This is a genomic window from Acidocella aminolytica 101 = DSM 11237 (assembly GCF_900129125.1).
GTDB lineage: Bacteria > Pseudomonadota > Alphaproteobacteria > Acetobacterales > Acetobacteraceae > Acidocella > Acidocella aminolytica.
Genome location: NZ_FQVJ01000011.1, coordinates 51,849 through 77,125 on the forward strand (window position 1 = coordinate 51,849; position 25,277 = coordinate 77,125).

The window sequence follows — 25,277 nt, forward strand, 5'->3', positions numbered from 1 at the left end:
GGAAGGATCATCACATGCCGCTGCGCCTGATACTTTCAGCGATTGGTGACGAGTTCAGGGAGCTAGGAGAGTTTACAGAGCGTTTTCAACTGACCCTCAGCCCAGCCGTGCGCCGCTTGGCGCTGGATGAACAATGCCATCGTGACGTGCAGTCGCTGGATCTGCTCGCGCAAAGACTGGCGGCATTGTCTGGTTATATCCTTGAAATCAGTGATCTTCTCCCGGAGGATCTGCTGCTGGATTCACGCCGCGCGCTGGCTTCCATTACGCTATCTGAGCTGCAATATCGTTTGAAAGGCGCACCTCTGCCGCAGGAGCAAGGGCATATCTCGGGTGAGTTGGAATTGTTCTAGCCGTGATGCTGGCTACCAAATCTTAAGCCCTTGGGCGGTAAATCAGAGCTGGCTTGCCTTATTGAAATGGGAGATTAACAAACCATGCCGCACAGGACTGATTTGAAGGGCACTGAACATCGCGCTGAATTTCTGTCCGTTCGGTTGGGCAGTCAGGAATATGCGATCGATATTCGCTCCATCCGTGAAATCAGGGGCTGGATTGCCTCCACCCACCTGCCTTATGCGCCGGATTTCATTAAAGGCATGATCAATCTGCGGGGCAGCGTTCTGGTGGTGGTTGATCTTGCCCGTCGCCTTGGCTTGCCCGCAGCCGAGCCCAACCCGGCCTCGGTTGTGGTAGTGGTTGAATATGGCGACCGGGCGGCCGGGCTGCTGGTTGATGCGGTTTGCGACATCATCACCGTGACAGAAGAAATGCGCCAACATACGCCTGAAACCGGCAGTGAGATGCCGAAATCCTTTGTTGAAGGGCTGGTTATGATGGAGAGCCGCATTATCAGCATCCTCTCCGTTCCGTCGGTCATCCCGGATGAGCAGCTTCAGGACATGGCCGAAAAAGCTGCGGCCTGAACGCAGGACACAAAAAAGGCAGCCTTTTAGGCCAGCCAGACCGCTGACAAACCCTGCTCGTTTTCGAGCGGGGTTTTGTTTTATCTCCGATCTGACGCTGTGGATTGTCTGATTTGTGAGGGGGGGGCCTGCCCTCATACCATGGTTGGATGTGGCCTTTTGGTGAGCACCATTGCGATTTTCTTGATATTTTGTGTGGCGGCGGCGAGGAGGCATTGGCAGGTGACGCCGATCAAGCCTCTGAACCTGACCTAGCAGTGGCCGAGAAGCTGCTTGGCATCGGCGAAGGATCGCTCGACTGTCTCTTTTCGCCGCTTATAGACGGCCTTGCCCCATGCGGTGAGGCGGTTGGCGTCGGTACGCTCGCGGGCGCCGCGCCAGACATAGCGGTTGATGCTGCGCGTGCACTTGGCGTTGGCCGTGCGGGAAGCCAGCAGCGGGCAGCTTCGGCAAATGGCGGGGGCTGATTTATAGTGTCGGTAGCCGTCACGATACGTCGTGGCATAGGTCCGCACTTGGCCTTGCGGGCAAATATAGCCCTCCGGGTTGTCGTGATAGACAAAATCCTTCGGCCCCAGCATCCCCGGCTTGGGCGGGGTGGGACGGTGATAGCCGGTAACGCCGGGAATATTGCGGTCTTCAAGCCCCTTGGCGATGCCCGCGGTGGCATAGCCGGCATCCAGTCCCACGGCCTTCACATCAAAGTCAAAACGTTGACGCTGGCGATCAAGCCGGCCGAGATAGGCGATGCTGTCATGCACATTTGCCGGCGTGGTGTAGGTGTCGGTGATGATGGCGTGGCGCCCATCCTCCGTGCGATGATTGAGGTAGAAGAAGCCCGTGGGCTTACCGTTGCGCATTATGTAGCCACTCTGCGGATCGGTGCGGGAGATTTTTGGTCTCCTTCTCTTCGGGCTTGTGCTCCTTCGGTTTCGTTTCAGCGGCGACTTGCCGTGTGCGGCGCGGTCGGCGTCAATCGCCGCGTCCGTCAGCCGCCGCCCCCCGGCTTACGCCAGCGGTTTGTCAGCAGTCTGGGCGGCTTTTTAGGCCGCCTTTTTTGATTGGTGCCGCAGCCTCTTAGTCCGCGGCTAAGGCCATTTGCTTCCGGGCGAGGGACTGGCTGACATAGCTTTCCACTGCTTCGGAAACCTTTTCCGCATGGTTGGCGAACACATGGTCCGCCCCTTCAAACACGCGGTAGTCAATGGCTACACCTTTTTGCTGGTTCAGCTTGTCCACCAGCTTGCGCACGGAGTTTTCCGGAACCAGCTCGTCTGCGTCGCCGTGGATAATCAGCCCGCCAGTGGGGCAGGGGGCCAGGAAGCCGAAATCATAGCCTGCGGCGGGCAGCGCCACGGAAACCCAGCCGGAGACCTCCGGGCGGCGCATAAGTAATTGCATACCCACGAAGGCACCGAAGGAATAGCCGGAAATCCACAGCCCACCATGGCCAGGATTCAGCGCCTGCATCCAATCCAGCGCGGCAGCGGCGTCATTGATCTCGCCCATACCGCCGTCGAACTTGCTTTGGCTGCGGCCAACACCACGGAAATTAAACCGCATGACCGAAAAGCCAAGGCGCTGAAACACCTGGTACATAGTATAGGTGATGCGGTTATTCATGGTGCCGCCATGCAGCGGGTGGGGGTGCAGCACCAGGGCCAGCGGGGCACCACGCTCCTTGGCGTGATGATAACGGCCCTCAAGACGGCCCTCCGGGCCGGCAAACATCACTTCAGGCATACTCGAACTCGTCTTTCATCGCTTAATAATGCAGCCCAACAAGGGGATAGGGGTCCCTCATCTCTTGCAAGGATGCATATTTAGTGAACAATTTTTGTGCGGACAGTCTGCGGGACAAAAAATATCTACCTGTTGTTTTCAGCCGAAAAAGTTGACCCTAAAGGTCCAGATACTTAAATGCTCCTTCAAGACTGTGACTGACATCGCGGATCACTGTTTCATCGTCATTCTCTTCAGGTCTCTTAATATAGACTGCTTCTGGGCTGTTTATCCACGGAAATTCGCATGCCCCTTATGTTTTTGCGCGAGACGATACGAGCCTACCGGGAGCGGGACCCCGCCGCCCGGTCGAATCTTGAGGTTCTGCTGTGCTATCCTGGCTTGCACGCGGTGCTTATCCATCGCCTGGCTGGGAGGCTCTGGCGGGCGGGGTTTGACACGTCTGGACGCGTTATTTCTCATATCGGGCGGTTTCTAACGGGCATTGAAATCCACCCCGGCGCCAAGCTGGGGCGGCGTTTCGTAATTGACCACGGGCTGGGCGTGGTGATTGGAGAGACGGCTGAGATTGGCGATGACGTCTATATATATCATCAGGTTACGCTTGGCGGCACCAGTTCCGCCCAGGGCAAGCGCCACCCGACCATTGGCAATAATGTCATTATCGGTGCCGGGGCGAAGGTACTGGGTGCCATCAATGTAGGCGAAGGCGCGCGTATTGGCGCCAATGCCGTGGTGGTGGCGGAGGTTCCGGCGGGCACGACCATGGTGGGCATTCCCGCCCGCCCGGTTGAACGCGGCAGAAGCAAACCCCGTTTCGATGCGTATGGCACCCCCTGTGACCCCTGCGTCGACCCGCTTTTCCATGAAATTGAGCTGCTGCGCGGCGAGTTGACGGCGCTGGAAGAGCGCGTGCAGGCCCGCACCCCGCAAGTTGAGGAACCTGTTTCCGGTCACAAATGATTTATCTCGACGCCAATGCCACCGAGCCTTTGCGCCCAGAGGCGCGCGATGCTGCTCTGGCCACCATGGAAACAGGTGGAAACCCGTCTTCCGTGCATCAAGCCGGGCGCGCCGCCCGGAAAATCCTGGAAGCGGCGCGTGAGCGCGTGGCCGACCTGACCCATGCTCGCCCGGCGGATGTGGTTTTTTGTGCCGGCGCAACCGAGGCGAACGCCCTGGCGATCCATGCGCTTGGTGCTGGGCGGTCTGTTCTTATCGGCGCTACGGAACACGACGCCATCCGCGCCGCCGCGCCTCACGCGCTCCCCCTCCCGGTTCATCCCAATGGGCAGGTTGATTTGGTGGCATTGCAGGCCCATCTCACTGCCCACCCGGGCGCGCTGGTCTGCCTGATGGCCGCGAATAACGAGACTGGCGTGCTGCATGATATTGAGTCAGCTGCCAAACTCTGTGCTGAGGCGGGGGCGTTGCTGCATGTGGACGCGGTGCAGGCCGTTGGCCGCTGTAATCAGGACTGGCTTGCTTTGGGGGCAGCCAGCTTCGCGCTTTCGGGCCATAAATTTGGCGGCCCGCCTGGTGCCGGAGCGCTGGTGACGCGCCCCTATCTGGAGATCAAGGCCCTTATTAGAGGGGGGGGGCAGGAGTTGGGGCGGCGTGGGGGAACACCTGCGCTTCCCGCCATTGCTGGTTTGGCGGCAGCCCTCGGCAAGCCTTACTTCGCCGGCCAAATTGCCGCCTGGCGTGATGAGATCGAGGCGTTTTGTGTTACTCAGGGGGCGGTTTCCGTTGGGGCAGGGGCGCCGCGCCTGCCTAACACGCTTTGCTTGGCGCTGCCGGGTGTGCGGGCGGACATTCAGCTTATCACGCTGGATATGGCGGGGATTTGTGTTTCCTCCGGCTCGGCATGTTCATCGGGCAAGGTCACGGCCAGCCATGTGCTGCTGGCCATGGGGCTTGGAGACTTGGCCGGGCAGGCTATCCGCGTCTCTCTGCCCTGGAATGCGGAGGCGGCGATGGTACTAAAATTCAAGGCGGCCTATGAGGCGATGGCCCGGCGCGCCTTGCGGAGCGCCCCTCAATCGGCTTAACCATCGGCCGAGGAATTCAAGGATCAGTTATGCCGAAAATGACTTTCATCGAACGCGACGGAACCTGCCGCGAGGTTGAGGCCCCGGTGGGACTTTCCGTGCTTGAGGTCGCCCATAAGCATGGCATTGATATTGAAGGTGCTTGCGAAGGCTCGCTTGCCTGCTCCACCTGCCATGTCATCGTGGATTCGGAGTGGTTCGGCAAGCTCAAAGGCCCTTCAGAAGATGAAGAGGACATGCTCGACCTCGCCTTCGGGCTGGAAAAAACCTCCCGTCTCGGTTGCCAGATCGTCATCACCGAGGCGTTGGACGGGCTGGTGGTGAAGCTGCCAGCCGCCACCCGGAACGCGGGCAAGTAATATGAAGGTGGTGGTCGCCATGTCCGGTGGCGTCGATAGTTCGGTGGTGGCCGGGCTGATGGCGCGTGAGGGGCACGAGGTGATCGGCGTCACGCTCCAACTTTATGACCATGGGGCTGCGGTGGGGCGTAAGGGCGCATGTTGCGCCGGGCAGGATATTCACGACGCCAAGCGCGTCGCGGACAGGCTCGGTATTGCCCATTATGTGATCGACAGCGAAACCCGTTTTAAGGATAGCGTGATCTCCGCCTTTGCCGATGCTTATGCGCAGGGTGAAACGCCGGTGCCCTGCATCGCTTGCAACCAGCACCTGAAATTCGGTGATCTGCTGGAAATGGCCAAGGGTCTTGGCGCCGATGCGCTGGCCACCGGCCATTATGTCCGCCGTCTCGAAGGCCCAAACGGGGCTGAGATGCACAAGGCCGTGGATGAAACCCGTGACCAGAGCTGGTTTTTGTTCGCCACTACCCAGGAACAGCTTGATTTCTGCCGTTTCCCGCTCGGTGCCTATGCCTCCAAGGCTGAGGTCCGCGTCGTGGCGGCGGAGATGGGCCTTGCCGTGGCGGAGAAAGCCGACAGCCAGGATATCTGCTTTGTTCCGTCCGGCACCTATGTCGGTATTGTCGAGAAATTGCGCCCCGATGCGCTGGAGGAAGGCGAAGTCGTCTCCGAGGATGGCCGTGTGCTCGGGACCCATCAGGGTATTGCTCGTTACACCATCGGCCAAGCCAAGCGCCTACCGGACAAGGCGGCGCATATGGTGGTGAAATCCATCGAACCCGGCACCAAACGCATTGTCGTTGGCCCACGCGGCACGCAAAGCCGTATCATCAGGTTGCGTGATGTAAACTGGCTCACCGCTTCGGAGGAATTGCGTGCCAGCGTGAAGCTGCGCGCGCGCGACAGCCTGCGCGCAGCCACCATCCGCCCGGACGGGCAGGGCGCCATGCTGGAGCTTGAAGAGCCAGCCTTGGCCGCGCCAGGACAGGCGGCGGTGTTTTATGAGGGTTCACGAATTCTTGGTGGCGGTTTTATTATCTAACGCCTCGTCTTTATTACGAAATTAACCGCTTTTCCAATCTGACGCGACGCCCTGACGACGCGTCAGATTGGGGAAGCATCATATCGGGTTTAAGCTATAATTCTGTGGTCTCCACGGGAGAAACGCTGGCTATCACCTCGCCTTATAGCGTCGCCACCAATCTCACCTTCGCGAATGAGGGGACACAAGGCGGCGTTATCATCTTGTCTTGCACAGGCATCTCGGCGGGCACAGAAACCATTAACGGCACTCTGAGCTCGGTGGCCGATTTTGGCGGCGGCATCATCGCCAATATGTTCCTCAGCGTTATAGTAATTACGGGTTTGTAGGGGATGAGATCAGCATCCAGTCGGTGCAGACCTTGTTTGACGCGCTGGACATCGCAGGTAACGCCAGCGCGGATAATGCCTCTTTCAGTAATTAAGTTACCCTTGCGGCGTTGAGTGAAGAACATATCCTCATCACCAACGGTACGGTGGAGATGAGGACCAGCAGGCCCTTCACCCTCAACGCCAACGAAAAGACGATTGTTGATGAGATGATGTTGGGACTGTTCGGTACCGTGGCCAACCAGGGCACGCCGGAAATTGCTTTTGCTGAGCGCACCAACCCCAACAGCAACAACCCATTCGTTGACGCGATTGTTACCGCCGATACGCCGATCAATCCGTGCTTTGTGGCGGGTACGTTGATTCTAACCCCGCGCGGTGACGTGCCGGTGAAAACGCTGTCGCCGGGTGATAATGCCATTACCCACGGAAGGCGATGAATGCGAGATTATCTGGATCGGCCATCGGGAGATTGACCTTGCTGCTGCTTTACGGCCGGAGGTTCTGCGTCCGGATATTATCGAGCCCGATGCGCTGGCGGATGGTCTGCCTGCCCGCTGCCTGTGCCTCTCACCGGATCATGCTTTGTATCTGGAAGGTGTTCTGGTCCCGGCCAAGGCTTTGATCAACTGGAACTCCATCCGCCAGGATCCGCTTCCTGCCCGTGTGGCCTGTTACCATATTGAACTGCCACGCTATGGGGCGTTATTCGCAGAGGGAACTGCGATGGAATCCTTCCTTGATAACGGCCATCGTGGCATTTTCGACAATGCGTTGGCGCAAATCGTGGCCTTGCCGGAGGCGATGCGGCATCGCGTGAAGCGGAAGGCTTTGCGCCGCTTTGCACCCAGGGGCCGAAGCTGGAGGAAATCCCCGCCCGCATAGCCGCCCGCCAGACCGGGCTGCGGCTCTCTAACGGCCTTTAACCCTTAAAGGGCTGCCGCCAGAGTGCCTTCTTCTAGCCGGATACGCCGGTTGCTGGTTTCGTGATGGCTGATCGCCACAATCGTTGTGGCCGGTAGATGCGTCAGCAACACAGCTCGCACATCGTCCGCCAGCTTCTTGTCCAGCGCCGAGGTGGCTTCATCCAGAAACAGCCAGTCCGGCTTGGCCAGTATGGCTCTAGCCAGTGCCAAGCGTTGCTGCTCACCGCCGGAGAGCGCCAGCCCCCAATTCGCCACCTCATCAAGCCGGTTGGCGAGATGCCCGAGCCCCACGGCGCTGAGCGTTTCCGTCGCCATTTTGGTTTCCAGCCTGTCGGCATTGTCGGGATAAGCGAGATTCCGCTTCAATGTACCGAGCGGAAAATAGGGCTTTTGTGGCAGGAACAGTAGCCGTCCGGTCGGGCGCTCGATCTCGCCCGTGCCAAACGGCCAGATTCCCGCAATGGCACGAAACAAGGTGGATTTGCCCGCGCCAGACGGGCCGGAAATGGTCACCAACTCACCCGGCGTCAGCGTCAGGGAGGCGTGGTCAAGCAGCTTGCGCCCATCCGGCAAGGTCAGGGTCAGGTCCTTTAGCGTCAGCCGGTCGCCGGCCTGTGCCAAGCGCGGCCCTCCCGAAGCCAGGGCGCGGGCGGTCTCCATCGCCTCGCGGAAGCCGTAAAGACGCGAAACAGTCGCACGCCAGGTTACGAGGTTGGTATAAGAGCCGATGAACCAGGAGAGTGCCCCCTGCACTTGCCCGAACACCATCGGGATCTGGCTCAATCCGCCCAGCCCGATCTCCTTGGCGAAATAGCGCGGCAGAATCACCACCAACGGGAAAATATTGGCAATCTGCGTGAAGCTGATGGTAAAAAAATTCAGCGCCTTAGTCCGGCGCATGATCGCCCAGAAATTATCCCGCACGAATTGGAAGCTGGAATTCAGCTCGGCGCGCTCTTCAACCTCGCCATGGGAGAGTGCGATGGCTTCTGGGTTTTCGCGCACGCGCACTAGACGGTAGCGGAAATTCGCTTCCAGCTTCTGCTGATTGAAGGAGAGCGGCACCAGCTTGCGGCCGATGAGATGCGTTAGCCCCGTGCCGACTAGCGAATACAACACCGCGACCCACAGCATATAGCCATGGATGGTCACACCCAGCAGCGTGATCGACCCGGAAATAGCGTAGAGCACGAAGATGAAGCTGAACAGCGTCACCACATTGGTGATGAAATCCGTACCCAGAGACAGCGTATTGGCTGTGAAATTATTCAAATCCTCGGAAATACGCTGGTCCGGGTTGTCTACCACGTCGCTCGGCGCGTGGGCGAGGCTGATATTGTAATAGGCCCGGTCGCGCAGCCAGTTCTCGACATAATGCACGGTCATCCATTGCCGCCATTTGATCTGCAGCATCTGGCTCAGATAGGTGGCATAGACCGCGATGAGCACGTAAATAATCACCAGCTCTGCGAAGCCCGGCATAGGACCTTTGCCTTTGATATGCACCAGCGGCATATAAAGCAGCGTCAGTACCGTTTTGACGTCATAGACCTGGATGGCGTTGAAGAAGTCGTTGTTCCAGTAGGTTAGCACCACATTCAGCCCGACCAGCAGCAGGTTAAGGCCAATGACCGTGCCTAGAAGCCCCCATGCCGTCCATTTTTCCTCGGATTTGAAGTAAGGCTTTGCCAGACTCCAGCCCTCGGCGAATCCGATGAAGAAATTCGTCATCACTCTGCGCAAGGTTCAGGACTCCTGGCTTTTCAGGCGCAAGCGGATGACGCCGTGCAGTGTTTCCGGGTCAATCGGTTTGCCCTTGCGGAGAATTTCGATTTGCCCGGCCCGTGCCAGGCGTTGCGCGGCCAGCTTTATGGGCGCCAAGCTGCGCCGCCAACTTTCATCCGGCGGATTGCCCGCCAAAGCAAGCGCTGCTTCGGTGGGGCAAATGGATTTCTGTGGCCCGCGTATGGCGAGCGTATCGAGAATGGCCTGTTCTGCGGGATCTGCGGTCATGACCGCAGACTTATGCCTGAACCTTTGTTTGCTTCAAACGGGCAACAGATTTCATTTTGCAAAGTTACGTTGCCGCCTGTCTTAGACCGCGCCAAACATCGCGCCCAGTTCCGGGCCGGAGATGGGCGCGCCGAAGAAGCTGCCCTGGGCTTCATCTACTTTCACCTGACGCAATAGCTCATATTGTACCGCGCTTTCTACGCCATCCGCCAGCACAATACAGCCCAAAGCGTGCCCGGCCTCTACCGCGGCATGGGTGATAGCGGTAAATGTCCCGCCTTCTGACAGGCTTTGTGTTAACGAGCGGTCCAGGCGCAACGTTGAGAAAGGCAGGCGTTTCAAAGGTGTAAGGGAGGCATATCCCGCGCCGAAATGGTCGAGCGCCAGCCTCACCCCTAGCCCGCGTACCGCTTTGAGAGCGAAGATTGTATCCTCGTTTTCGTCCAGCAGCATGGCCTCGGTGATCAGTAATTCCAGCCTGTCAGGGTTCAGATTAACTGCATTCAGCGCTTCCAGGAGCTGCTTGACCAGCTTGCCGCTTTGCAGATGCCGCTGTGAGAGCGCCAGCGCAATGCTGAAATTCCCTGGCAGAGCCGCGGCCTGGGTGCAGGCGGCGCGTAGCATCCATCCGCCAACATCGATAATCACGTCCGATTGCTCGACCATGGGTAGGAAATGCCCGATGGGAATTAAGCCGCGCCGTGAATGGCGAAGCCTTAATTGGGCCTCCGCGCCGCGCGCCAGCCCGGAACTGAGCGACAGAATGGGCTGGAAATGCAGGGCTAGCCCGTCCGTTGCTAGTGCTTGCCGGAGCTTCTGAATCACGCGCCTTCGTTCCGTGATTCGGTGGCGAGCATGGTTCTGACGCAGCATCCGTTCGCTGGGCTGTGAGAGGCCCGAAGGCTGGTCAGCCGGCTCGTCCGGCGGGATGGTGTGGAGGAGAAGTTTATGGTTTGGCATGGCAAAGCGCGGATGACATTTTGAGAACTTTGCCGGTCGAATCTTAATAGTGGACCAATTAAATTTTTCTTTTTTTAGGAAAGATCGGGAGGTTTTGCTCGATATAGAATCTTATGGCGGTGTTATCAGGGGCGTTTGCGCCAGCGCGCGGTCCAACCCAGCAAAGGCACGTCTTACCGCTTAATAATGCGTGACGTAATCCAGCGCTTCATCCGGTGGGGGCGGGGAGGTCAAGTGACGCAGAATGTCGGCGGCGAATATGCCGGGTGCCCGCGATGACAAAAGGCGCTTCGGCCAGTGCAGCGAATCCTTGCAGGCTGGGCGGGGTGGCGATGGTCAGTAGCCCGTGCCGGGCATAATCCAACAGCTTGATTTTCAGGCCGAATCTGGCGCGGAGCTGTGCGATGGCCAGGAAAGCACTGTGCAGCAGCAAGGCGGGGTCACGTACCCACCCATGCAAGGTTACCTCCGGCGGCAAGTGGCGCATCGCCAAACCGCAATCGCCAACTAGGTCCAGGCTGACGCCCTGGCCGCGTAAGGCGGACCACATTTCCTCGAAGAAGCAGCGCAGCCCATCCAGAGTAGGTAACGAGTCGCTGCCCATAAATATCAGCCGTCCCGGTAGCTTGGCCGTTCCTGGCGGGGGCGGGCGTGGCAATGCGGGTATGGGGGCAATAAAGATATTTGTGTTGGGGCACATCGGGCTAACCAGCGCGGCTTCCTCGGGCTGGATGGCGGCGATATGCCGGGCGCACCAGCGCTGTTCAGCCTCGAGATAAAACCGCCCAGCACCGTATCCGCCTGCCGTCAAGGGCGATGCAGCCACGGCATACTGGCCGATCCGCGTGATATGCGGGCCGGCGAGTCGGGCCAGATCGTAGCGTTCTATGGGGGTGGAAAGCCGGGCACTGGTGAGCAGCAGCCTCACCTCATGCCCTTGTGCTCTTAGTCAATCTATAATGGCGTCATTAGGCGCCAGATGGCCTGCTGCACCTGCCCGGGGCAGTTGGTCTGTAATAAAGACGATCACCTGCCCTTAAATGCGATTAGGCCGCGTCCTGGGAGATGCCCTTTTCAGTCAGCAGGCTCTGCAATTCGCCACTCTGATACATCTCGGTCACGATATCGCACCCTCCGACGAACTCACCCTTCACATAAAGCTGCGGAATGGTCGGCCAGTTGGAGAATTGTTTGATCCCCTCACGGATCTCCTGGTCCTCCAGTACATTGACGGATGAGAAGGGCACGCCGGCATGTTTCAGAATTTGTACAACGCGGGCCGAAAAGCCGCATTGCGGAAAGAGCGGGGTACCTTTCATGAACAGCATCACGGGAGCGCCGTCGATATGCTTCTGAATTTCGACGAAAACGGGATTTTCCATAGGGTTCACAATCCTTATTCTGGCGCTGAGGTTTGCAGCGCCAGGGCATGAAGCTCGGCGCCCATCCGGCCCTGAAGAGCCGCATAAACCATCTGATGCTGTCGTACCCGGGGCACGCCCCGGAATGCTTCAGACACCACGGTCGCGGCATAATGGTCATTATCACCGGCCAGATCCTCAATATGGATCTTGGCGTCAGGGAAGGCGGCCTTGATCAAAGCCTCGATCTCGCCCGCTGGCATGGCCATGTCGTGTAATCCTCTTCAGGCGAACCAGCGAGGGAAAAAACCCTCGTGGGCTTCGCGCAATTGAGGCAGAGATATGGCAAGACCATCTGGCAGAGTCAATTTTTTCTCGTCAGACGAACGGCCGATATGCTGCGCCGGAATACCGGCGGCGGCGGCGGCGGCCAGCAGCTTGTGGGCGTCCTTCACGGCCAGGATATAGCGGCCCTGATCTTCGCCGAACCAATATTCGGCGGCGCCAGCGCCAGTGAGTTCCGCGCCACAATCCCCAGCCAGGGCCATTTCGGCCACGGCCACGAGCAGCCCGCCATCAGAGACGTCGTGGCAGGCCTGCACCTCACCGCTCAGAATCTGCGCCCGTACGAAGTCACCATTGCGGCGTTCAACGACTAGATCAACCGGCGGGGGAGCGCCTTCTTCGCGGTTCAGCAACTCGCGTAGATAAAGCGAGCAACCCAGCTCGCCTTTGGTGTCACCTACGGCGACCAGGGATAGGCCGCTGACCAGCCCATAGCCGACAGCCTGAGCCGCATCCGCCAGCACACCCACGGCGCCAATTGCCGGGGTCGGCAGGATCGGCTTGCCCTCGGTCTCATTATAAAGCGAGACATTGCCCGAGACGACCGGGAAATCCAGCGCCTTGCAGGCAGCCGCCATGCCTTTGATGGCGCTGGCGAACTGGCCCATAATCTCCGGCTTCTCGGGATTGCCGAAATTCATGTTGTCGGTAATCGCCAGCGGTTTCGCGCCCGTGGCAGTGATGTTGCGCCAAGCTTCAGCAACCGCTTGGGCGCCGCCCACTTCCGCGTCCGCCACGCAATAGCGTGGGGTAACGTCCGTGGTGATGGCCAAAGCGCGGTTGGAACCGTCCAGCCGCACGATGGCGGCATCCGCCTGGGCGGGGCGCTTCACCGTCTGGCCGCCCACGCTCGAATCGTACTGGTCGAAAATCCAGCGCCGCGAGCACAGATCAGGCGAGCCGACCAGCTTCATCAGCGCCTGGTCCAGCGGCGCGTGGCTGGTGATGGGGCCGAGCTTCGCGGGCTTTAGTGTTTCCGCGATCGGGCGGTTGTAAAGCGGCGCGGCATCCGCCAGCGGGCTGAGGGGAATATCCGCCTCGGTCTGGCCCTTATGCTTCACCACGATCCGTCCGGTATCGGTGATATGGCCGATCACCGCATAATCCAGGTCCCATTTCTCAATGATCGCGCGTGCCATGTTTGAACGCTCGGGCTTGAGCACTAGCAACATGCGTTCCTGGCTTTCGGAGAGCATCATCTCATAAGCGCTCATGCCGGTTTCGCGCTGGGGTACATCGTCCAGGTTCAGTTCGATGCCAACCCCGCCTTTGCCCGCCATTTCTACGGAGGAGGAGGTTAGGCCCGCCGCGCCCATGTCCTGAATCGCGACAATCGCATCCGTTTGCATCAGCTCCAGGCAGGCTTCGATCAACAGCTTCTCTGTGAACGGGTCACCCACCTGCACGGTGGGGCGCTTATCCTCGGAGGCAGCGTCGAACTCGGTTGAGGCCATGGTCGCGCCATGAATGCCGTCACGGCCGGTCTTGGAGCCGACATAAACCACCGGGTTGCCCACCCCCGCGGCAGCGGAGAGGAAAATTCTATCCTGATGCGCAATGCCCACGGTCATCGCGTTCACCAGCGGGTTGCCGTTATAGGCCGGGTGGAAATTTACCTCACCGCCTACGGTCGGCACGCCCACGCAGTTGCCGTAACCGCCAATGCCGCGTACCACGCCGTCCACAACCCGCTTGGTCACGGGCAGGGCAGGGTCGCCAAAACGCAGCGCGTTCAGGTTGGCGATGGGGCGGGCGCCCATGGTGAACACATCGCGCAGAATACCGCCCACACCGGTCGCGGCACCCTGGTAAGGTTCGATGAAGCTCGGGTGGTTATGCGACTCCATTTTGAAGATCGCTGCCAGACCATCTCCAATATCGATCACGCCGGCATTCTCGCCGGGGCCATGGATCACCCAGGGTGCCTTGGTTGGCAGTTCCTTCAACCAGACGCGGCTGGATTTGTAGGAACAATGCTCCGACCACATGACGGAGAAGATGCCAAGCTCCGTGAGCGAGGGCGTGCGGCCCATAATCTCAAGAACTTTGCCCCATTCCTCCTCATTTAAGCCGAAGGATTTGGCAAGGGTCAGATTTACGTCAGTCATGCGGCCGCCAGGGAGTCAAAGAGTGGTTTGCCGTCGGTGCCGCCCATGAGCGGGTCAACGAGGTTTTCCGGGTGGGGCATTAGCCCCAGGACCCGCAGATTGGGCGAGAAAATGCCCGCGATGCTCCGTGCCGAGCCGTTGCGGTTGATGTCGCTGTAACGGAACGCCACCAGCCCTTCCCCTTCCAGTCGGTCCAGCGTGTCTTCATCGGCGGTGTAGTTGCCATCGCCATGGGCCATCGGGGCACGGAACTCTGCGCCTTTTTCCCATTTGGCGGTGAACACCGTGTCGTTCCGCTCAACCCTCAGCATCGTGTCCATGGACAGGAAGCGCAAGCCCGCATTGCGCAGCAGCACGCCCGGTAGCAGCCCGGTTTCGGTAATGATCTGGAAACCATTGCATACACCCAGAACATACCCGCCGCGCTCGGCATGGGCCTTCACCGCGCGCATGATGGGGCTTTGTGCCGCCATCGCGCCGCAGCGCAGATAGTCGCCGAAGGAGAACCCGCCCGGCAGGATCACAAGATCCGTGCCCGCGGGCAACTCGGTCTCCTTGTGCCAGACGATCGCCGGTTCACGGCCAAAGCTCTGGCGCACGGCCAGGATCATGTCGCGTTCCCGGTTGATGCCGGGAAACAGAAGGATGGCGGCTTGCATGGCCCGCTTCTGCCGGAACTCATCCGGCCAAGCAATATCGCTTTCTTCAAGCCGGCTTTGTGCCAGCCTCCAACAGCTTCTCGACCAAGCTGTTTCCGTCGATTTTTTCCTCTGTCAGCGCCATGGCCAGCACCTCGCCGCCAAATACGTTGGGGGCCAGAATCATATCCGGCTGCACCCGGCGTACCCGTTCCAGATTCTTGCGGTTGCTTACCGCCGCCACCTTCTTGGCTTCAGTCGTGATCTCCCGCAGGGCAAGAATCACGAAGGCATTCTCAGCATCGTCCGGTGAGAGGGCGAGCACGGCATGGGCGGTTTCCGCCCCGGCCCGGCGCAGTACATCCAATTCTGTCGCATCGCCGCGGATCACTTCGGCGTCACCGAAATCCTCATCCATATCGTTAATCACGATCACGGATTTATCCCGCGCCAGCAATTCCCGCGCGGTATTGTGCGCCAGCGGCCCGGTACCCGCGATGATGTAATGGTTTACCCGTTTCATGCGCTTCCTCTGCGGTTCGATGATGCGGCTGAGCCGCCCTTGTACAAGCGGCCCGACCACGGCGCTGAGCGAGGTGACGAACACCGTGATCCCCACTACGATCAGCGACATCACGAACAAGCGTGCCTCGTCGCTCTTGGGTGAGATGTCACCATAGCCGACGGTGGACATGGTGACGACGGTAAAATAGGCCGCCTGCGGTAGGGTTACGATGGGTGGGGAGAAGCCTTCCCCCAGAATCAACGAGCCGAGCACGCCGTATGTTAGCAGCAGCACCGTGGCGGCAATGGCAAACAGCGACCCCGCCGCCAGAGAGGACCGCCGGAAACTCTGCCCGGAGACGCTTAGCAGCAGGAACAGAACGACGATATAAATAACCGGTCCGGAGAAAAACCGCTGATGCGTGTAACCTATTGCCAGGGCGCCCTGGGTGAAGGTCATCAACAGGGCGGAGATCCACGCCATACGCGAACGAACAAGCAACCCGATGGCCACAAAAATCTGCAACAGCCCGATCATGGCCGTGGGCACGCCGCGCAGAATCAGCGCCGGAACGCTGGCGTTCAGCGGGTGCAGCGCGTCGAACAAGCCATCCAGCTTCAGATGCAGATACTCAGAGGCGTATTGCCGGATGCTGGGTAGCAGCGCCAAAAGCCCTGCCCCGCCGACAGCAACCGCCAGGGGCAGCTGTGGAAACCAAAGATCCAGGCGCGCGCGGCGGTAAACCCGCAAAGCCAACCGCCGTAGCCAGGCAATCCCGCCGTCAAGGCGATGAAATGCCGTCATGCGGCCAAAAAAAGGGACAGGACAGCCATGCCCTTATGTTTGGGGGTGCGGGGTGCTGATGTAAAGCGCCCCTCTGGTGGGCTTAGCCGACGATTTCAACCTTGAAGCTTTCGATAACCGTGTTGGCCAGCAGCTTGCGGGCCATTTCCTCGGCGGCTTCCTTGGCATTGGCGGCGTCGGTCTCGGTCAGTTCAAGCTCGATGACCTTGCCCATGCGGACCTCTCCAACTTGGTCAAAGCCCAGATTGTTCAGGGCATGGCCAATGGCCTTGCCCTGCGGGTCGAGCACGCCATTTTTCAGCATGATGGTGACGATGGCCTTCATGAATCACAAAACCTTTTTATTGAAGAACGCTGACTGATAGGCGATAGGTGTTATTGCATCGTCTCCGGGCCCTTCATGTCGCGCGACCCTGCCTCGGGCAGAATCCCCAGGCGGCGGGCGACTTCCTGATAAGCCTCCTCGATCTTACCAAGATCACGGCGGAAACGGTCCTTGTCCATCTTCTCGTTGGTCTTCGCATCCCAGAGGCGGCAATTATCCGGGCTGATTTCATCGGCCAGGACCACGCGCATCTCGTCATTCTCGTATAGACGGCCGAATTCCAGCTTGAAATCAACCAGAGTGATGCCAACACCAAGGAACAGCCCGGTCAGAAAGTCGTTGATGCGCAGGGTGTAGTGCACGATGTCATCCACATCCTGCGCGCTGGCCCAGCCAAAGGCGGTGATGTGTTCCTCAGCCACCATCGGGTCGTTGAGCTGGTCGTTTTTGTAATAATACTCGACGATGGAGCGCGGCAGGCGGGTTCCTTCCGGGATGCCAAGGCGCTGCGCCAAGCTGCCTGCTGCGATGTTGCGTACCACCACCTCAATGGGGATGATCTCAACTTCCTTAATAAGTTGCTCGCGCATGTTCAGGCGGCGGATGAAGTGGGTGGGGATGTTGATCTCCGCCAGCTTCGTCATCAGGAATTCGCTGATCCGGTTGTTCAGCACACCTTTGCCGGTAATCGTACCTTTTTTCTGGGCGTTGAACGCGGTGGCGTCGTCCTTGAAATATTGCACGAGTGTGCCGGGCTCGGGACCTTCGAACAGGATTTTTGCTTTGCCTTCATAGAGCTGGCGGCGGCGGGCCATGGATCACAACCTTCGAAATTTTACGGAGCCGGTCTATACCAACAGAGTCCAATGAATACCATGGGGGCGGCCGCATGGGGGGCAAGCCCTGGGCGGGCGTGTGCAAAAATGTTGGGCAGGGTATTTGTCTTGTTACCATGCAAAAAGCCCCGCCATTTCCGATTACACGTGCCGCGTTGAGTGGACTTCTTGCCATGTTTGTCAGCATTGGCGTGGCCCGGTTTGGTTTTGCGCCTCTGGTGCCCGCCTTGGCCAAGGCGCATTGGTACAGCGCGGCGGGGGCGTTCTGGCTTGGCACGGTGAATCTCGCGGGATATTTTTTTGGGGCGGCGGTTATGCGCGTCTGGAGGCGGCCTTTTCCCGCCAAGCCTGTCGTACTGCTGTTCATGGGGCTGACCTCCGCCGCCACGCTGGGCTCGGCATTGAACTGGGGCTGGGGGTGGTTTGGGTTCTGGCGGCTGGTTTCCGGCATTACCGGCGGGATTTTGATGGTGTTGATGGCCGCCGCCGTGGTGGGGCGCGCGCCATCTGCCGCGCGTGGCCGGGTTTCCGGCATTACCTTCGCCGGGATGGGGGCGGGCACGGCGTTCAGCGCGATTCTGGTGCCGTTGCTATTGGCGAAGGGGCTGGTTTTTACCTGGATGTTGCTGGGGCTAGTTTGTGTACTGGCCACGCTGGCGGTTGCGGTGATGATGCCAGCCGCGCGGATTGAACCGTCTGCTCGCCACGAATCCAAGGGGCTGCCGCCACGCCCGGTTTTGCTGATGATCGGCGCCTATGCGCTGACAGCCTTAGGGTTTGTACCGCATATGCTGTTTCTTTCCAGCTTCGCCGCGCTGGGGCTGCATCGCGGTGTGGCGGCGGGGGCGCAGGTGGCGGCATGGCTGGGAATAGCCGCGATGCTGGGACCGCCTGTTCTGGGGCGGGTGGCAGACCGATTCGGGTTTTTGCCCACGCTGGGCATTGGCTATGTGGTGATGGGCTGTGCCGTGGCGTTGCCATTGCTGGTGGATGCCCAGTTCGCCTTGATCTGCTCGGCCATTGCGGTGGGGGCGGTGGCGCTGGGCGCGGTGATGCTGGTGGCGGGCGCTATTGCGGGCATGGTGCCCGCGGCCCGGCTGCCGGGCGATTGGGGCTTGGCCACCATGGTTTATGCAGTGATGCAGGCGCTGGTGGCGGCCATGTTCTCCAATTTGTTTCATATCACCGGTAGCTACGGGCTGCTTTTTGCCATTGGCGCGGCAGCCATGGTGGTGGCGGTGCTGCTGATCTTGCTGAGCGCAAGACTTAACACGAAAGTCCATTGAGTTAGCGTTTCTTTTACCCGGATGCGGAATGATAGGGCGGTAAGCCAATGTCTTATCTTCTCAGCACCCTCGGAAACCTAACCGATCTAAGAAACCTGAACGAGTTGGAAGCGGGGTTTACTGAACTCGTCTGCCAGGTCGCCAAGGCAGCGTGCGCCGTTTTGTGGCGTTTGGAGGAAGGGCTGGGCCCCCTGACCCTGCAAAAGCGCGTGACGCTGCCTGAAGTTGGCGCGTCGCTTGCGAGCGAGGCGCCCTCCTTACAGGATTGCGCGTTGCTGCAGGAGGAGCAGAAGCCGCTTTGCCGGCGTGCCATGCCGGGGGGGAAAGGGCTGCGTTATTTTTTCCCGGTCAGTGAGAACCACCGTGTGGCCGCGCTGATTGATTTGTTGGTGGCTGAGCGGCTAGACCCGGAAACAGCGCGGACGGTGGCGTTGCTGGCCCGGTTGTTTGGCAACCATACGGGGCTGTTGAATTACGGCGAACGTGATGAGCTGACAGGGCTGCGGAACCGGCGCGGGTTTAATAGTGAGTTCAAACAGCTTTTGGGCTGCGGGGCGGGCCGCACCGTGATTGGCGTGGCGGATATCGACCATTTCAAGCGCATCAACGATGAATTTGGGCATCTTTACGGGGATGAGGTGCTGATTCTCATGGCCCGGCTGATGCGTAGCGCCTTTCGGGAGGCCGATGGGATTTTCCGCTTTGGCGGAGAGGAATTCGTGATCGTCATGCGCAATACGGGGCTGGAAGGCGCTGCTAAGGGGCTGGAGGCCTTCCGCGCCAAGGTTGCGCGGACATCGTTTCCCCAGGTCGGGCAGGTGAGTGTGAGTATCGGGTTTTCTGCCGTGCGGCAGTTTGATGATGCGTCAGCCGTGTTTGGCCGGGCGGATGAGGCGCTCTATGTGGCCAAGCAGACCGGGCGGAATCAGGTGCATTGCCATGAATGGCTGGTGCGGGAAGGTGTGTTGGCTGGTGCCAAGAAGGTCGGCGGCGGTTTCGAGCTGTTTTAGGCGGGTATGCACGCGGGGGCTTGCTGTGCCGCCCCCGCGTTTTTTTGATCAAGCTAATCAGGCCACAGTTTCCAGCACCGGATAGTCCGTGTAGCCCTTGGGGCCTTGGCCATACATGGTGCTAGTGTCCAACTCGTTCAGCGGCGCGTTCTGGGCGAAGCGCGTGACGAGGTCCGGGTTGGCGATGAACGCTTTACCCCAGGCCACGGCATCGGCGGTACCGGTGGCCAAAGCGGCCTCGGCGCTCTCCTTGGTGAAGCCCTCATTGGCGATATAAATGCCGCCGAAAGCTTTTTTGATCTGCGGGCCGATGGAATCGTCTGCTTGATGCTCACGGGAACAGATGAAGGCGATGCCTTTGTCACGTAGTTCCTGCGCCACATAGGTAAAGGTGGCGAGGGGGGTTGAATCGCCCATCGTATGCGCGTCGCCGCGTGGAGCGAGATGCACACCCACCAGCTCAGGCCCGAAGACGGAGGAGACGGCGTCTGTGACTTCCAGCAGAAGCCGCGCGCGGTTGGCAATGGAGCCGCCATATTCGTCGGTGCGCTTGTTGGTGGAGTCCTGCAGGAACTGATCCAACAGATAGCCATTGGCGCCATGGACTTCCACACCGTCAAACCCGGCCATTTGCGCGTTCATCGCCGCTTTGCGGTAGCATTCGATGATTCCGGGAATCTCGCTGGTCTCCAGCGCGCGGGGGGTAGTAAAATTCTGCATCGGGCGCACGAGGCTCACATGCCCCTCGGCGGCGATGGCGGAAGGCGCCACCGGCAGTTCGCCATTCAGATAAAGTGGCGCTGAGATACGGCCCACATGCCAAAGCTGGGCGAAGATGCGCCCGCCTTTGTTATGCACGGCCTTGGTGATGAGCTTCCAGCCTTCGACTTGCTCTTGCGACCAGAGGCCCGGAGTGTCGGGATAGCCAACGCCCATCGGGGTGACGGCGGTGGCTTCAGAGATGATGAGCCCGGCATCGGCGCGTTGGGCGTAATATTCGGCCATCAACGCGTTGGGCACACGGCCATCGGAGGCACGGCAGCGTGTGAGCGGCGCCATGATGATGCGGTTGGGCAGAGTTAGATCGCCAAGTTCCAGCGGATCAAACAGGCTGGGCATAATGCAGGTCCTTCTTGGTTAGAAACTTCACGAATAAAACGGGTGGCAGCGCGGCTGTAGGTGGCACCGCGGTAAGGCCGAGACCATGCGAGATGACAACCCCGCCGACCCAGGAGCCAAGCGCGTTGCTAGCATTGAAAGCGGAGATGTTAAGGGTTGAAATGAGGTTCGGCAGGGCCTTGCCGAGATTGACCAGGTTGATTTGCATAGCGGGAATGGAAGCAAAGGAGCAAACCGCCCACAAGGCTAGCGTGATCTCGGCTTCCAGCAGATGATCTGCCGTGCCGGTAAAGGCGGCGAGGATGATGGTGAAGGCAATGAACACCAGGGTCAGCGTGGTGGTGATGCGCCAATCCGCCAGCTTGCCGCCAATCCAGTTCCCAATGGTCAGGCCAATGCCGATCAGGAACAGCGTAGATCAGGAACAGCGTATAAGTAACGTCGCGCGGGGAGATGTGCGTGACCTGATTCAAAAGCGGCGCGACATAGGTGAAGATGGAAAACGCCGAAGCGGAAAACATGACCCTGACGCTGAGCGCGATCCAGACCGGCAGTCGGATGCGGAGGAATTCGCGTAGCATGTCCGGGCACTCATGAAAGCCCGTATGTTTGGGCAGCAGAAGGTAAAGCCCGCCTAGCGCGGCAATGCCGATGGCGGTGATAGCCCAGAACATGGCACGCCAGCCAGACTCCTGACCTAGCGCCGCACCCAAAGGCACGCCGAGAACAATGGCGATTGTCAGGCCCGTAAACATCAGCGCGACCGCCTGGGCGCGGCGGGTGGGGGGCACCAGAGCGGCGGCTTCCACTGTGCCGATGCAGAAGAAGGCACAGTGGCAGATATCCGTGACGATCCGGGCCAGTATCAGAAAGTCGTAAGAGGGCAACAGGGTGCATAATAGATTGCCCAGGATGAAGAAACTCATCAGCACAATCAGCGCGTTACGTGGCGGCAATTTCTGGGTGAGCACAGCCATGACCGGCCCGTCGAGACAAACGCCCAGCGCATAGCACGTAATAGCCAGCCAGCTTTGGGGATGGAGACGGTGAGGGATTGCGCCACTTGCGATCGCAACCCCATGATTACGAACTCGGTGGTGCCGATGGCAAAGGCGCTCAGGCTGAGGGCCAGCAGAGGGGCGGGGAGTTTTTGTCCGCTCATAGATTATCCTTCAAATCGGCAAGGAATTGAGCGATGGCGGCCTCGTTGCGTTGGTAGAAAATCCATTGACCGACCTTTTTGGCGGTCACGAGACCCGCCTGATGCAAGATCGAGAGATGGCCGGAGACGGAGGATTGCGAAAGGCCGCAAATGGTTTCGATCTTGTTGGCGCATACGCCCCATTCATAAGGGTGCTCCTGGCCGGGGAAATTCTCGGCCGGGGTGCGCAGGCCACGTAAAATCTTCAACCGCACCGGATTGGAGAGGGCTTTCAAAATATCGTCCAAAGCAGGGAGGCTTTCTTTCGTCATTGGCCGATATTTAAATCGGAAAAAACCGATTTAAAGGGGTCAAAGCGGAATTTTACCCAGGCCGCCGGGGCGGTCAAGAATATAGGTGGGAAAGGCGGTGCCGCTAAGCTGGCCGCGCAGGTTGGCGAGCAGCGCGCGCCCGCGTTCAGGTGGCACATGAAACCGCGCGGTGCCGGGGGCAGGGTCGAGCTGGTGTAAATAATATGGCTTCACCCGGGCTCGGAGCATAGCGTGGAAAAGATCGGCCAGGGTGGCCTCTGAGTCATTGACCCCAGCCAGCAGTACGGATTGGCCGAGAAGCGGGATGCCAAGGCGGGAGAGTTGGCGAAGAGCTGCGTTGGTGGCGGTGCCAAACTCGCGCGCATGGTTGGCGTGGACGGCAATATAGAGCGGCTTTTGTATATCCAGCGTGGTGAGCAGCGACTCGTTGATGAGGCTGGGGTCCGCCACGGGCACGCGGCTATGGATGCGCAGCAGCTCGACATGGGGAATGGCCTCAAGGCGGCGCAGGATTTCGCCCAGGCGGCGCGGCGAGAGAATCAGCGGGTCGCCGCCGGTGAGAATAACCTCACGGATGGCGGGGCGGGCGGCGATATAGGCATAGGCGGCATCGAGTTGCTCAGCGGTGAGCAGGCCGCCATCAGGCCCTACCTGCTCGCGCCGGAAGCAGAAGCGGCAATAGACCGGGCACGCCAGAAGCGGTTTGAGGAGCGCGCGGTCCGGGTAGCGGTGGACTATACCGGGGATGGGGGAGAGGGCTTCATCCGCGATCGGGTCCACATCTTCATGCGGAGTGGTGATGAGTTCCGATGGGTTGGGCAGGAATTGCAAGCCGAGCGGGTCGTCTTGCGTTTCGATGCGCGTGGCGAGGGCCGGGGGAACGGCAATGGCATAGCGGGCGGCAACAGCCTCGGCACCCGGCAGGTCCTCCGGGCGCAGCAGCCCAGCCTGCACCAGTTCTTGCGGGGTGCGCAGCGTGCGTTGTTTGGGGGAGGAAATTCCGTCTGGCATCGGAAGCGTGTAAACCCGGCGTCATGAGCTCTCAACCCTGGCAGACCCTGCCCGACCGCATGGCGCTTCTGCGCCGGAGGAACTTGCTGACCGCCGCCGTGCGGGCCTTCTTCACCGCGCGCGGCTACATGGAGGTGGAAACTCCTTACGCGGTAGTCGCACCAGGGGAGGAGGTGCATCTATGCGCCCGCTCGGCGGGGGATAAATGGCTGAACACCTCGCCGGAGTTTTCCATGAAGAAGCTGCTGGCCGGTGGGTCGGGGCCGATTTTTCAACTGGCGCGGGTCTGGCGGGAGGAGCCGTGGTCAGATACCCATGCGCCAGAATTCACCATGCTGGAATGGTATGACCTGCATGACGATATGGGGCGTCTGATGCGTGAGACTTTTGCCTTGCTGCAAGCCACACTGCCGCCGGAGGTAAGTTGCAAGGGCATCACCACGAGGCTGGATGAACCGGAATATCTGACAGTGGCGGAGGCCTTTACCCGCTATGTGGGGGCGGATGTGCTGGGTACGTCGGGAGATGCGGCGGCGCTGGCGGGGCAGGCCGGGACAACGCTGCGCTGGGGCGAAGATTGGGAGGATCTGTTCTTCCGGCTGATGCTGGAAAGGGTGGAGCCGCATTTGGGACGGGAACGGGCGACGTTTTTGACCCATTGGCCTGCGGCTCAGGCGGCTTTGGCTCGCCGTTGCCCGACAGATTCGAGGGTGGCGGAGCGGTTTGAGCTTTATGTCTGCGGGATGGAACTGGCCAACGCCTTTGTCGAGCTGACGGACGCAGCTGAGCAGCGGGCGCGTATTATCGAGGACCGGGCGCGGCGCCATGCGCTTTATGGAGCGGATTGGGCCATGGATGAGGATTTTCTGGCGGCTGTGGAAGCCTTGCCCGCCTGCGCCGGAATCGCGCTGGGGTTTGACCGGCTTGCGATACTGGCCACCAATGCAAGACGCATCGCAGATGTGCTTTGGCTACCGGAGCCATTTAAATAAAGATATTACACTACTGATATAAGAGCAGTCGCTTAAGAGGTCGGGTAAGGAGAGGTCAGGATGCGTACGATTTTGGCTCTTGGGGTGGTTCTGGCACTGAGCGGATGCGTCACGGGCCCTGGTTTGCAATCACGTTTGGCCGCCTATATCGGCGCCCCGGAGGCTACGCTGGTGAAGGATTTTGGGGTGCCCGCCCGTCAGATCAACGTGGATGGTGTGAAATATCTCGCTTATCAGATGACCTATCAGGCGCAGACCATATCCACAGGCCCGTATTGGGGGCCTGTATGGGGACCGGGGTTTGTGACCCAGCCCATGCCGCAGAATGTGCAGGTTTGGTCTTGTGAGGCGACGTTTGCCGTGGTCAAGGACAGGGTGCAGAGCTTCACCCTGCGGGGAAATGACTGCAGCTGACTTTCAAGAAACCGCTGCGATGGCGCGCAGCATGGCCTGCACGCCTGCCGCCGCGCCATCCTGGTGGCCCCAGACCGTGCCGGAGACGGCCAGAAACTCCGCCCCGGCCCGCACCAGAGGCGCACAATTTTCCGCATTGATGCCGCCGATGGCAACGCAGGGAATTTCCATCATCTCCGCCCAGATCCGCAGTGTGTAGATCTCCGCCATTTCCGGCGGTTCCTTGGTGGTGGTGGGGAAGAAAGCACCGAAGGCGACATAATCCGCTCCGGCCTCTCCGGCCTCCATCGCAAGATGGCGGGAGTTGTGGCAAGTGACGCCCAGCGTAAGGTCGCCCAGGACTTTACGGGCTTCTTTAGCAGGCATGTCGGTTTGGCCGACATGGGCGCCGTCGCAGCCGGATTTGACCGCGAGGGCCGGATCGTCATTGAGTAAAAAGGCGACTTCGCGGCTTTGGACGATAGGACGCAGCCGGTCGATTATCCGCAGCAACTCGTCCTCCGGAACGTTTTTCAGGCGCAGTTGCAGCGCAGCAATATCGCCTGCATCCAGCGCGCTGGCCAGCGTATGTTCAAAATCAGCGGGCAGCACGGGCGGGGTGATGAGGTATAGGCGGCAATCGGCGGTCATGGCTGGCGTTAAAATCCAAGTGGGTTCGATACCGCTTTTTGCAAAAGACGGTGAAATAAAGAAGCGCCCGT

32 protein-coding genes and 1 pseudogene are annotated in these 25,277 nt (G+C 59.7%); 13 read left to right on the top strand and 20 right to left on the bottom strand.

Going from position 1 to position 25,277, the window contains the following annotated elements; translation table 11 throughout:
- The first annotated feature begins 14 nt into the window (after window positions 1-14).
- Window positions 15-353, top strand: a complete 339-nt coding sequence (locus tag BUB54_RS07850; RefSeq protein WP_139284834.1) for a hypothetical protein — start codon at window positions 15-17, stop codon at window positions 351-353.
- A gap of 84 nt (window positions 354-437) precedes the next feature.
- A complete protein-coding gene (locus BUB54_RS07855; protein WP_048877683.1) occupies window positions 438-926 on the top strand; it encodes a chemotaxis protein CheW in 489 nt (162 codons plus the stop codon).
- Between the two features lie 134 nt (window positions 927-1,060).
- Here BUB54_RS07855 and BUB54_RS07860 read toward each other — a convergent pair.
- Together BUB54_RS07860 and BUB54_RS07865 are read right to left on the bottom strand one after the other, a co-directional pair.
- Window positions 1,061-1,912: pseudogene (locus BUB54_RS07860) on the bottom strand (transposase); the annotation flags it as partial.
- Window positions 1,913-2,003: 91 nt separating this feature from the next.
- Window positions 2,004-2,669, bottom strand: a complete 666-nt coding sequence (locus BUB54_RS07865) for an alpha/beta hydrolase (protein ID WP_048878662.1) — start codon at window positions 2,667-2,669, stop codon at window positions 2,004-2,006.
- Window positions 2,670-2,954: 285 nt separating this feature from the next.
- Between BUB54_RS07865 and cysE the strand changes: the two genes are divergently transcribed.
- The 7 genes from cysE to BUB54_RS07900 all read left to right on the top strand — a co-directional run bounded on the left by cysE (window position 2,955) and on the right by BUB54_RS07900 (window position 7,335).
- Window positions 2,955-3,632 (top strand): serine O-acetyltransferase, encoded by a 678-nt coding sequence (gene cysE / locus BUB54_RS07870; RefSeq protein ID WP_048878663.1) that lies wholly within the window; start codon window positions 2,955-2,957, stop codon window positions 3,630-3,632.
- Complete coding sequence (locus tag BUB54_RS07875) at window positions 3,629-4,720, top strand: cysteine desulfurase family protein (RefSeq protein WP_048878664.1); 1,092 nt, start codon at window positions 3,629-3,631, stop codon at window positions 4,718-4,720. Before cysE ends, BUB54_RS07875 begins: the two co-directional genes overlap by 4 nt.
- 29 nt (window positions 4,721-4,749) lie before the next feature.
- Window positions 4,750-5,079 carry a ferredoxin family 2Fe-2S iron-sulfur cluster binding protein gene (locus BUB54_RS07880; RefSeq protein ID WP_048878665.1) on the top strand — a complete coding sequence of 110 codons (330 nt, stop codon included), beginning with the start codon at window positions 4,750-4,752 and terminating at the stop codon, window positions 5,077-5,079.
- A 1-nt stretch (window position 5,080) separates the two neighbouring features.
- Entirely contained in the window at window positions 5,081-6,121 is a 1,041-nt protein-coding gene (gene mnmA, locus BUB54_RS07885) for a tRNA 2-thiouridine(34) synthase MnmA (protein WP_048878666.1), read from the top strand.
- A gap of 104 nt (window positions 6,122-6,225) precedes the next feature.
- On the top strand, window positions 6,226-6,450 hold the full coding sequence (locus BUB54_RS07890; RefSeq protein WP_048878667.1) for a hypothetical protein: 225 nt from the start codon (window positions 6,226-6,228) through the stop codon (window positions 6,448-6,450).
- A 110-nt stretch (window positions 6,451-6,560) separates the two neighbouring features.
- Complete coding sequence (locus tag BUB54_RS21780) at window positions 6,561-6,890, top strand: Hint domain-containing protein (RefSeq protein ID WP_048878668.1); 330 nt, start codon at window positions 6,561-6,563, stop codon at window positions 6,888-6,890.
- The gene (locus tag BUB54_RS07900) at window positions 6,865-7,335 is read left to right on the top strand and encodes a Hint domain-containing protein (protein WP_048878669.1); all 471 of its coding nucleotides are present in this window, start codon (window positions 6,865-6,867) and stop codon (window positions 7,333-7,335) included. The genes BUB54_RS21780 and BUB54_RS07900 overlap by 26 nt, the downstream gene beginning before the upstream one ends.
- A 44-nt stretch (window positions 7,336-7,379) precedes the next feature.
- On the opposite strand, the gene BUB54_RS07905 is transcribed toward BUB54_RS07900, so the two are convergent.
- The 11 genes from BUB54_RS07905 to purC all read right to left on the bottom strand — a co-directional run bounded on the left by BUB54_RS07905 (window position 7,380) and on the right by purC (window position 17,250).
- Window positions 7,380-9,107 (bottom strand): ABC transporter ATP-binding protein/permease, encoded by a 1,728-nt coding sequence (locus tag BUB54_RS07905; protein WP_048878670.1) that lies wholly within the window; start codon window positions 9,105-9,107, stop codon window positions 7,380-7,382.
- Window positions 9,108-9,122: 15 nt separating this feature from the next.
- Window positions 9,123-9,389 (bottom strand): DUF3253 domain-containing protein, encoded by a 267-nt coding sequence (locus tag BUB54_RS07910; protein ID WP_048878671.1) that lies wholly within the window; start codon window positions 9,387-9,389, stop codon window positions 9,123-9,125.
- An 81-nt stretch (window positions 9,390-9,470) separates the two neighbouring features.
- Window positions 9,471-10,214: an EAL domain-containing protein gene (locus BUB54_RS07915; RefSeq protein WP_158320098.1), complete on the bottom strand. Its 744-nt coding sequence runs from the start codon at window positions 10,212-10,214 to the stop codon at window positions 9,471-9,473.
- A gap of 343 nt (window positions 10,215-10,557) precedes the next feature.
- Window positions 10,558-11,277: a glycosyltransferase family 4 protein gene (locus tag BUB54_RS07920; protein WP_048878673.1), complete on the bottom strand. Its 720-nt coding sequence runs from the start codon at window positions 11,275-11,277 to the stop codon at window positions 10,558-10,560.
- Window positions 11,278-11,395: 118 nt separating this feature from the next.
- Entirely contained in the window at window positions 11,396-11,731 is a 336-nt protein-coding gene (gene grxD, locus BUB54_RS07925) for a Grx4 family monothiol glutaredoxin (RefSeq protein WP_048878674.1), read from the bottom strand.
- A 14-nt stretch (window positions 11,732-11,745) separates the two neighbouring features.
- On the bottom strand, window positions 11,746-11,979 hold the full coding sequence (locus tag BUB54_RS07930; RefSeq protein WP_048878675.1) for a BolA/IbaG family iron-sulfur metabolism protein: 234 nt from the start codon (window positions 11,977-11,979) through the stop codon (window positions 11,746-11,748).
- A 15-nt stretch (window positions 11,980-11,994) separates the two neighbouring features.
- Window positions 11,995-14,163, bottom strand: coding sequence for a phosphoribosylformylglycinamidine synthase subunit PurL (gene purL / locus BUB54_RS07935; protein ID WP_048878676.1), 2,169 nt, complete (start codon window positions 14,161-14,163; stop codon window positions 11,995-11,997).
- Window positions 14,160-14,822, bottom strand: coding sequence for a phosphoribosylformylglycinamidine synthase subunit PurQ (purQ, locus tag BUB54_RS07940; protein ID WP_048878677.1), 663 nt, complete (start codon window positions 14,820-14,822; stop codon window positions 14,160-14,162). Before purQ ends, purL begins: the two co-directional genes overlap by 4 nt.
- 46 nt (window positions 14,823-14,868) lie before the next feature.
- The gene (gene kch, locus BUB54_RS07945; RefSeq protein WP_048878678.1) at window positions 14,869-16,110 is read right to left on the bottom strand and encodes a voltage-gated potassium channel protein; all 1,242 of its coding nucleotides are present in this window, start codon (window positions 16,108-16,110) and stop codon (window positions 14,869-14,871) included.
- 82 nt (window positions 16,111-16,192) lie between these two features.
- A complete protein-coding gene (purS, locus tag BUB54_RS07950) occupies window positions 16,193-16,435 on the bottom strand; it encodes a phosphoribosylformylglycinamidine synthase subunit PurS (protein ID WP_048878679.1) in 243 nt (80 codons plus the stop codon).
- Between the two features lie 50 nt (window positions 16,436-16,485).
- Window positions 16,486-17,250 (bottom strand): phosphoribosylaminoimidazolesuccinocarboxamide synthase, encoded by a 765-nt coding sequence (gene purC, locus BUB54_RS07955; RefSeq protein ID WP_048878680.1) that lies wholly within the window; start codon window positions 17,248-17,250, stop codon window positions 16,486-16,488.
- A gap of 137 nt (window positions 17,251-17,387) precedes the next feature.
- Here purC and BUB54_RS07960 point away from each other — a divergent pair, with 137 nt between their 5' ends.
- Together BUB54_RS07960 and BUB54_RS07965 are read left to right on the top strand one after the other, a co-directional pair.
- A complete protein-coding gene (locus BUB54_RS07960) occupies window positions 17,388-18,557 on the top strand; it encodes a YbfB/YjiJ family MFS transporter (RefSeq protein WP_073211458.1) in 1,170 nt (389 codons plus the stop codon).
- A 47-nt stretch (window positions 18,558-18,604) separates the two neighbouring features.
- Window positions 18,605-19,567, top strand: coding sequence for a GGDEF domain-containing protein (locus tag BUB54_RS07965; RefSeq protein ID WP_052948352.1), 963 nt, complete (start codon window positions 18,605-18,607; stop codon window positions 19,565-19,567).
- 57 nt (window positions 19,568-19,624) lie between these two features.
- Here the strand turns inward: BUB54_RS07965 and BUB54_RS07970 are convergent, their stop codons facing one another.
- The 6 genes from BUB54_RS07970 to BUB54_RS07985 are packed head-to-tail and all read right to left on the bottom strand — an operon-like array spanning window position 19,625 to window position 23,170.
- Window positions 19,625-20,686: an alkene reductase gene (locus tag BUB54_RS07970; RefSeq protein WP_048878682.1), complete on the bottom strand. Its 1,062-nt coding sequence runs from the start codon at window positions 20,684-20,686 to the stop codon at window positions 19,625-19,627.
- The gene (locus BUB54_RS21110; protein WP_217652464.1) at window positions 20,670-20,894 is read right to left on the bottom strand and encodes a hypothetical protein; all 225 of its coding nucleotides are present in this window, start codon (window positions 20,892-20,894) and stop codon (window positions 20,670-20,672) included. The genes BUB54_RS07970 and BUB54_RS21110 overlap by 17 nt, the downstream gene beginning before the upstream one ends.
- Entirely contained in the window at window positions 20,836-21,663 is an 828-nt protein-coding gene (locus BUB54_RS07975; RefSeq protein ID WP_241869365.1) for an MFS transporter, read from the bottom strand. The genes BUB54_RS21110 and BUB54_RS07975 overlap by 59 nt, the downstream gene beginning before the upstream one ends.
- Window positions 21,621-21,848, bottom strand: a complete 228-nt coding sequence (locus BUB54_RS21435; RefSeq protein ID WP_241869366.1) for a hypothetical protein — start codon at window positions 21,846-21,848, stop codon at window positions 21,621-21,623. The genes BUB54_RS07975 and BUB54_RS21435 overlap by 43 nt, the downstream gene beginning before the upstream one ends.
- Complete coding sequence (locus BUB54_RS07980) at window positions 21,845-22,159, bottom strand: ArsR/SmtB family transcription factor (RefSeq protein ID WP_048878683.1); 315 nt, start codon at window positions 22,157-22,159, stop codon at window positions 21,845-21,847. The genes BUB54_RS21435 and BUB54_RS07980 overlap by 4 nt, the downstream gene beginning before the upstream one ends.
- A 39-nt stretch (window positions 22,160-22,198) precedes the next feature.
- Window positions 22,199-23,170: a lysine-2,3-aminomutase-like protein gene (locus BUB54_RS07985; RefSeq protein ID WP_048878684.1), complete on the bottom strand. Its 972-nt coding sequence runs from the start codon at window positions 23,168-23,170 to the stop codon at window positions 22,199-22,201.
- A 23-nt stretch (window positions 23,171-23,193) separates the two neighbouring features.
- On the opposite strand from BUB54_RS07985, the gene epmA reads away from it, so the two are divergent.
- Entirely contained in the window at window positions 23,194-24,162 is a 969-nt protein-coding gene (gene epmA / locus BUB54_RS07990; RefSeq protein WP_048878685.1) for an EF-P lysine aminoacylase EpmA, read from the top strand.
- Between the two features lie 60 nt (window positions 24,163-24,222).
- Window positions 24,223-24,576 (top strand): hypothetical protein, encoded by a 354-nt coding sequence (locus BUB54_RS07995; RefSeq protein ID WP_048878686.1) that lies wholly within the window; start codon window positions 24,223-24,225, stop codon window positions 24,574-24,576.
- A 3-nt stretch (window positions 24,577-24,579) separates the two neighbouring features.
- Here the strand turns inward: BUB54_RS07995 and thiE are convergent, their stop codons facing one another.
- Window positions 24,580-25,206, bottom strand: coding sequence for a thiamine phosphate synthase (gene thiE / locus BUB54_RS08000; protein ID WP_048878687.1), 627 nt, complete (start codon window positions 25,204-25,206; stop codon window positions 24,580-24,582).
- Window positions 25,207-25,277: the final 71 nt, after the last annotated feature.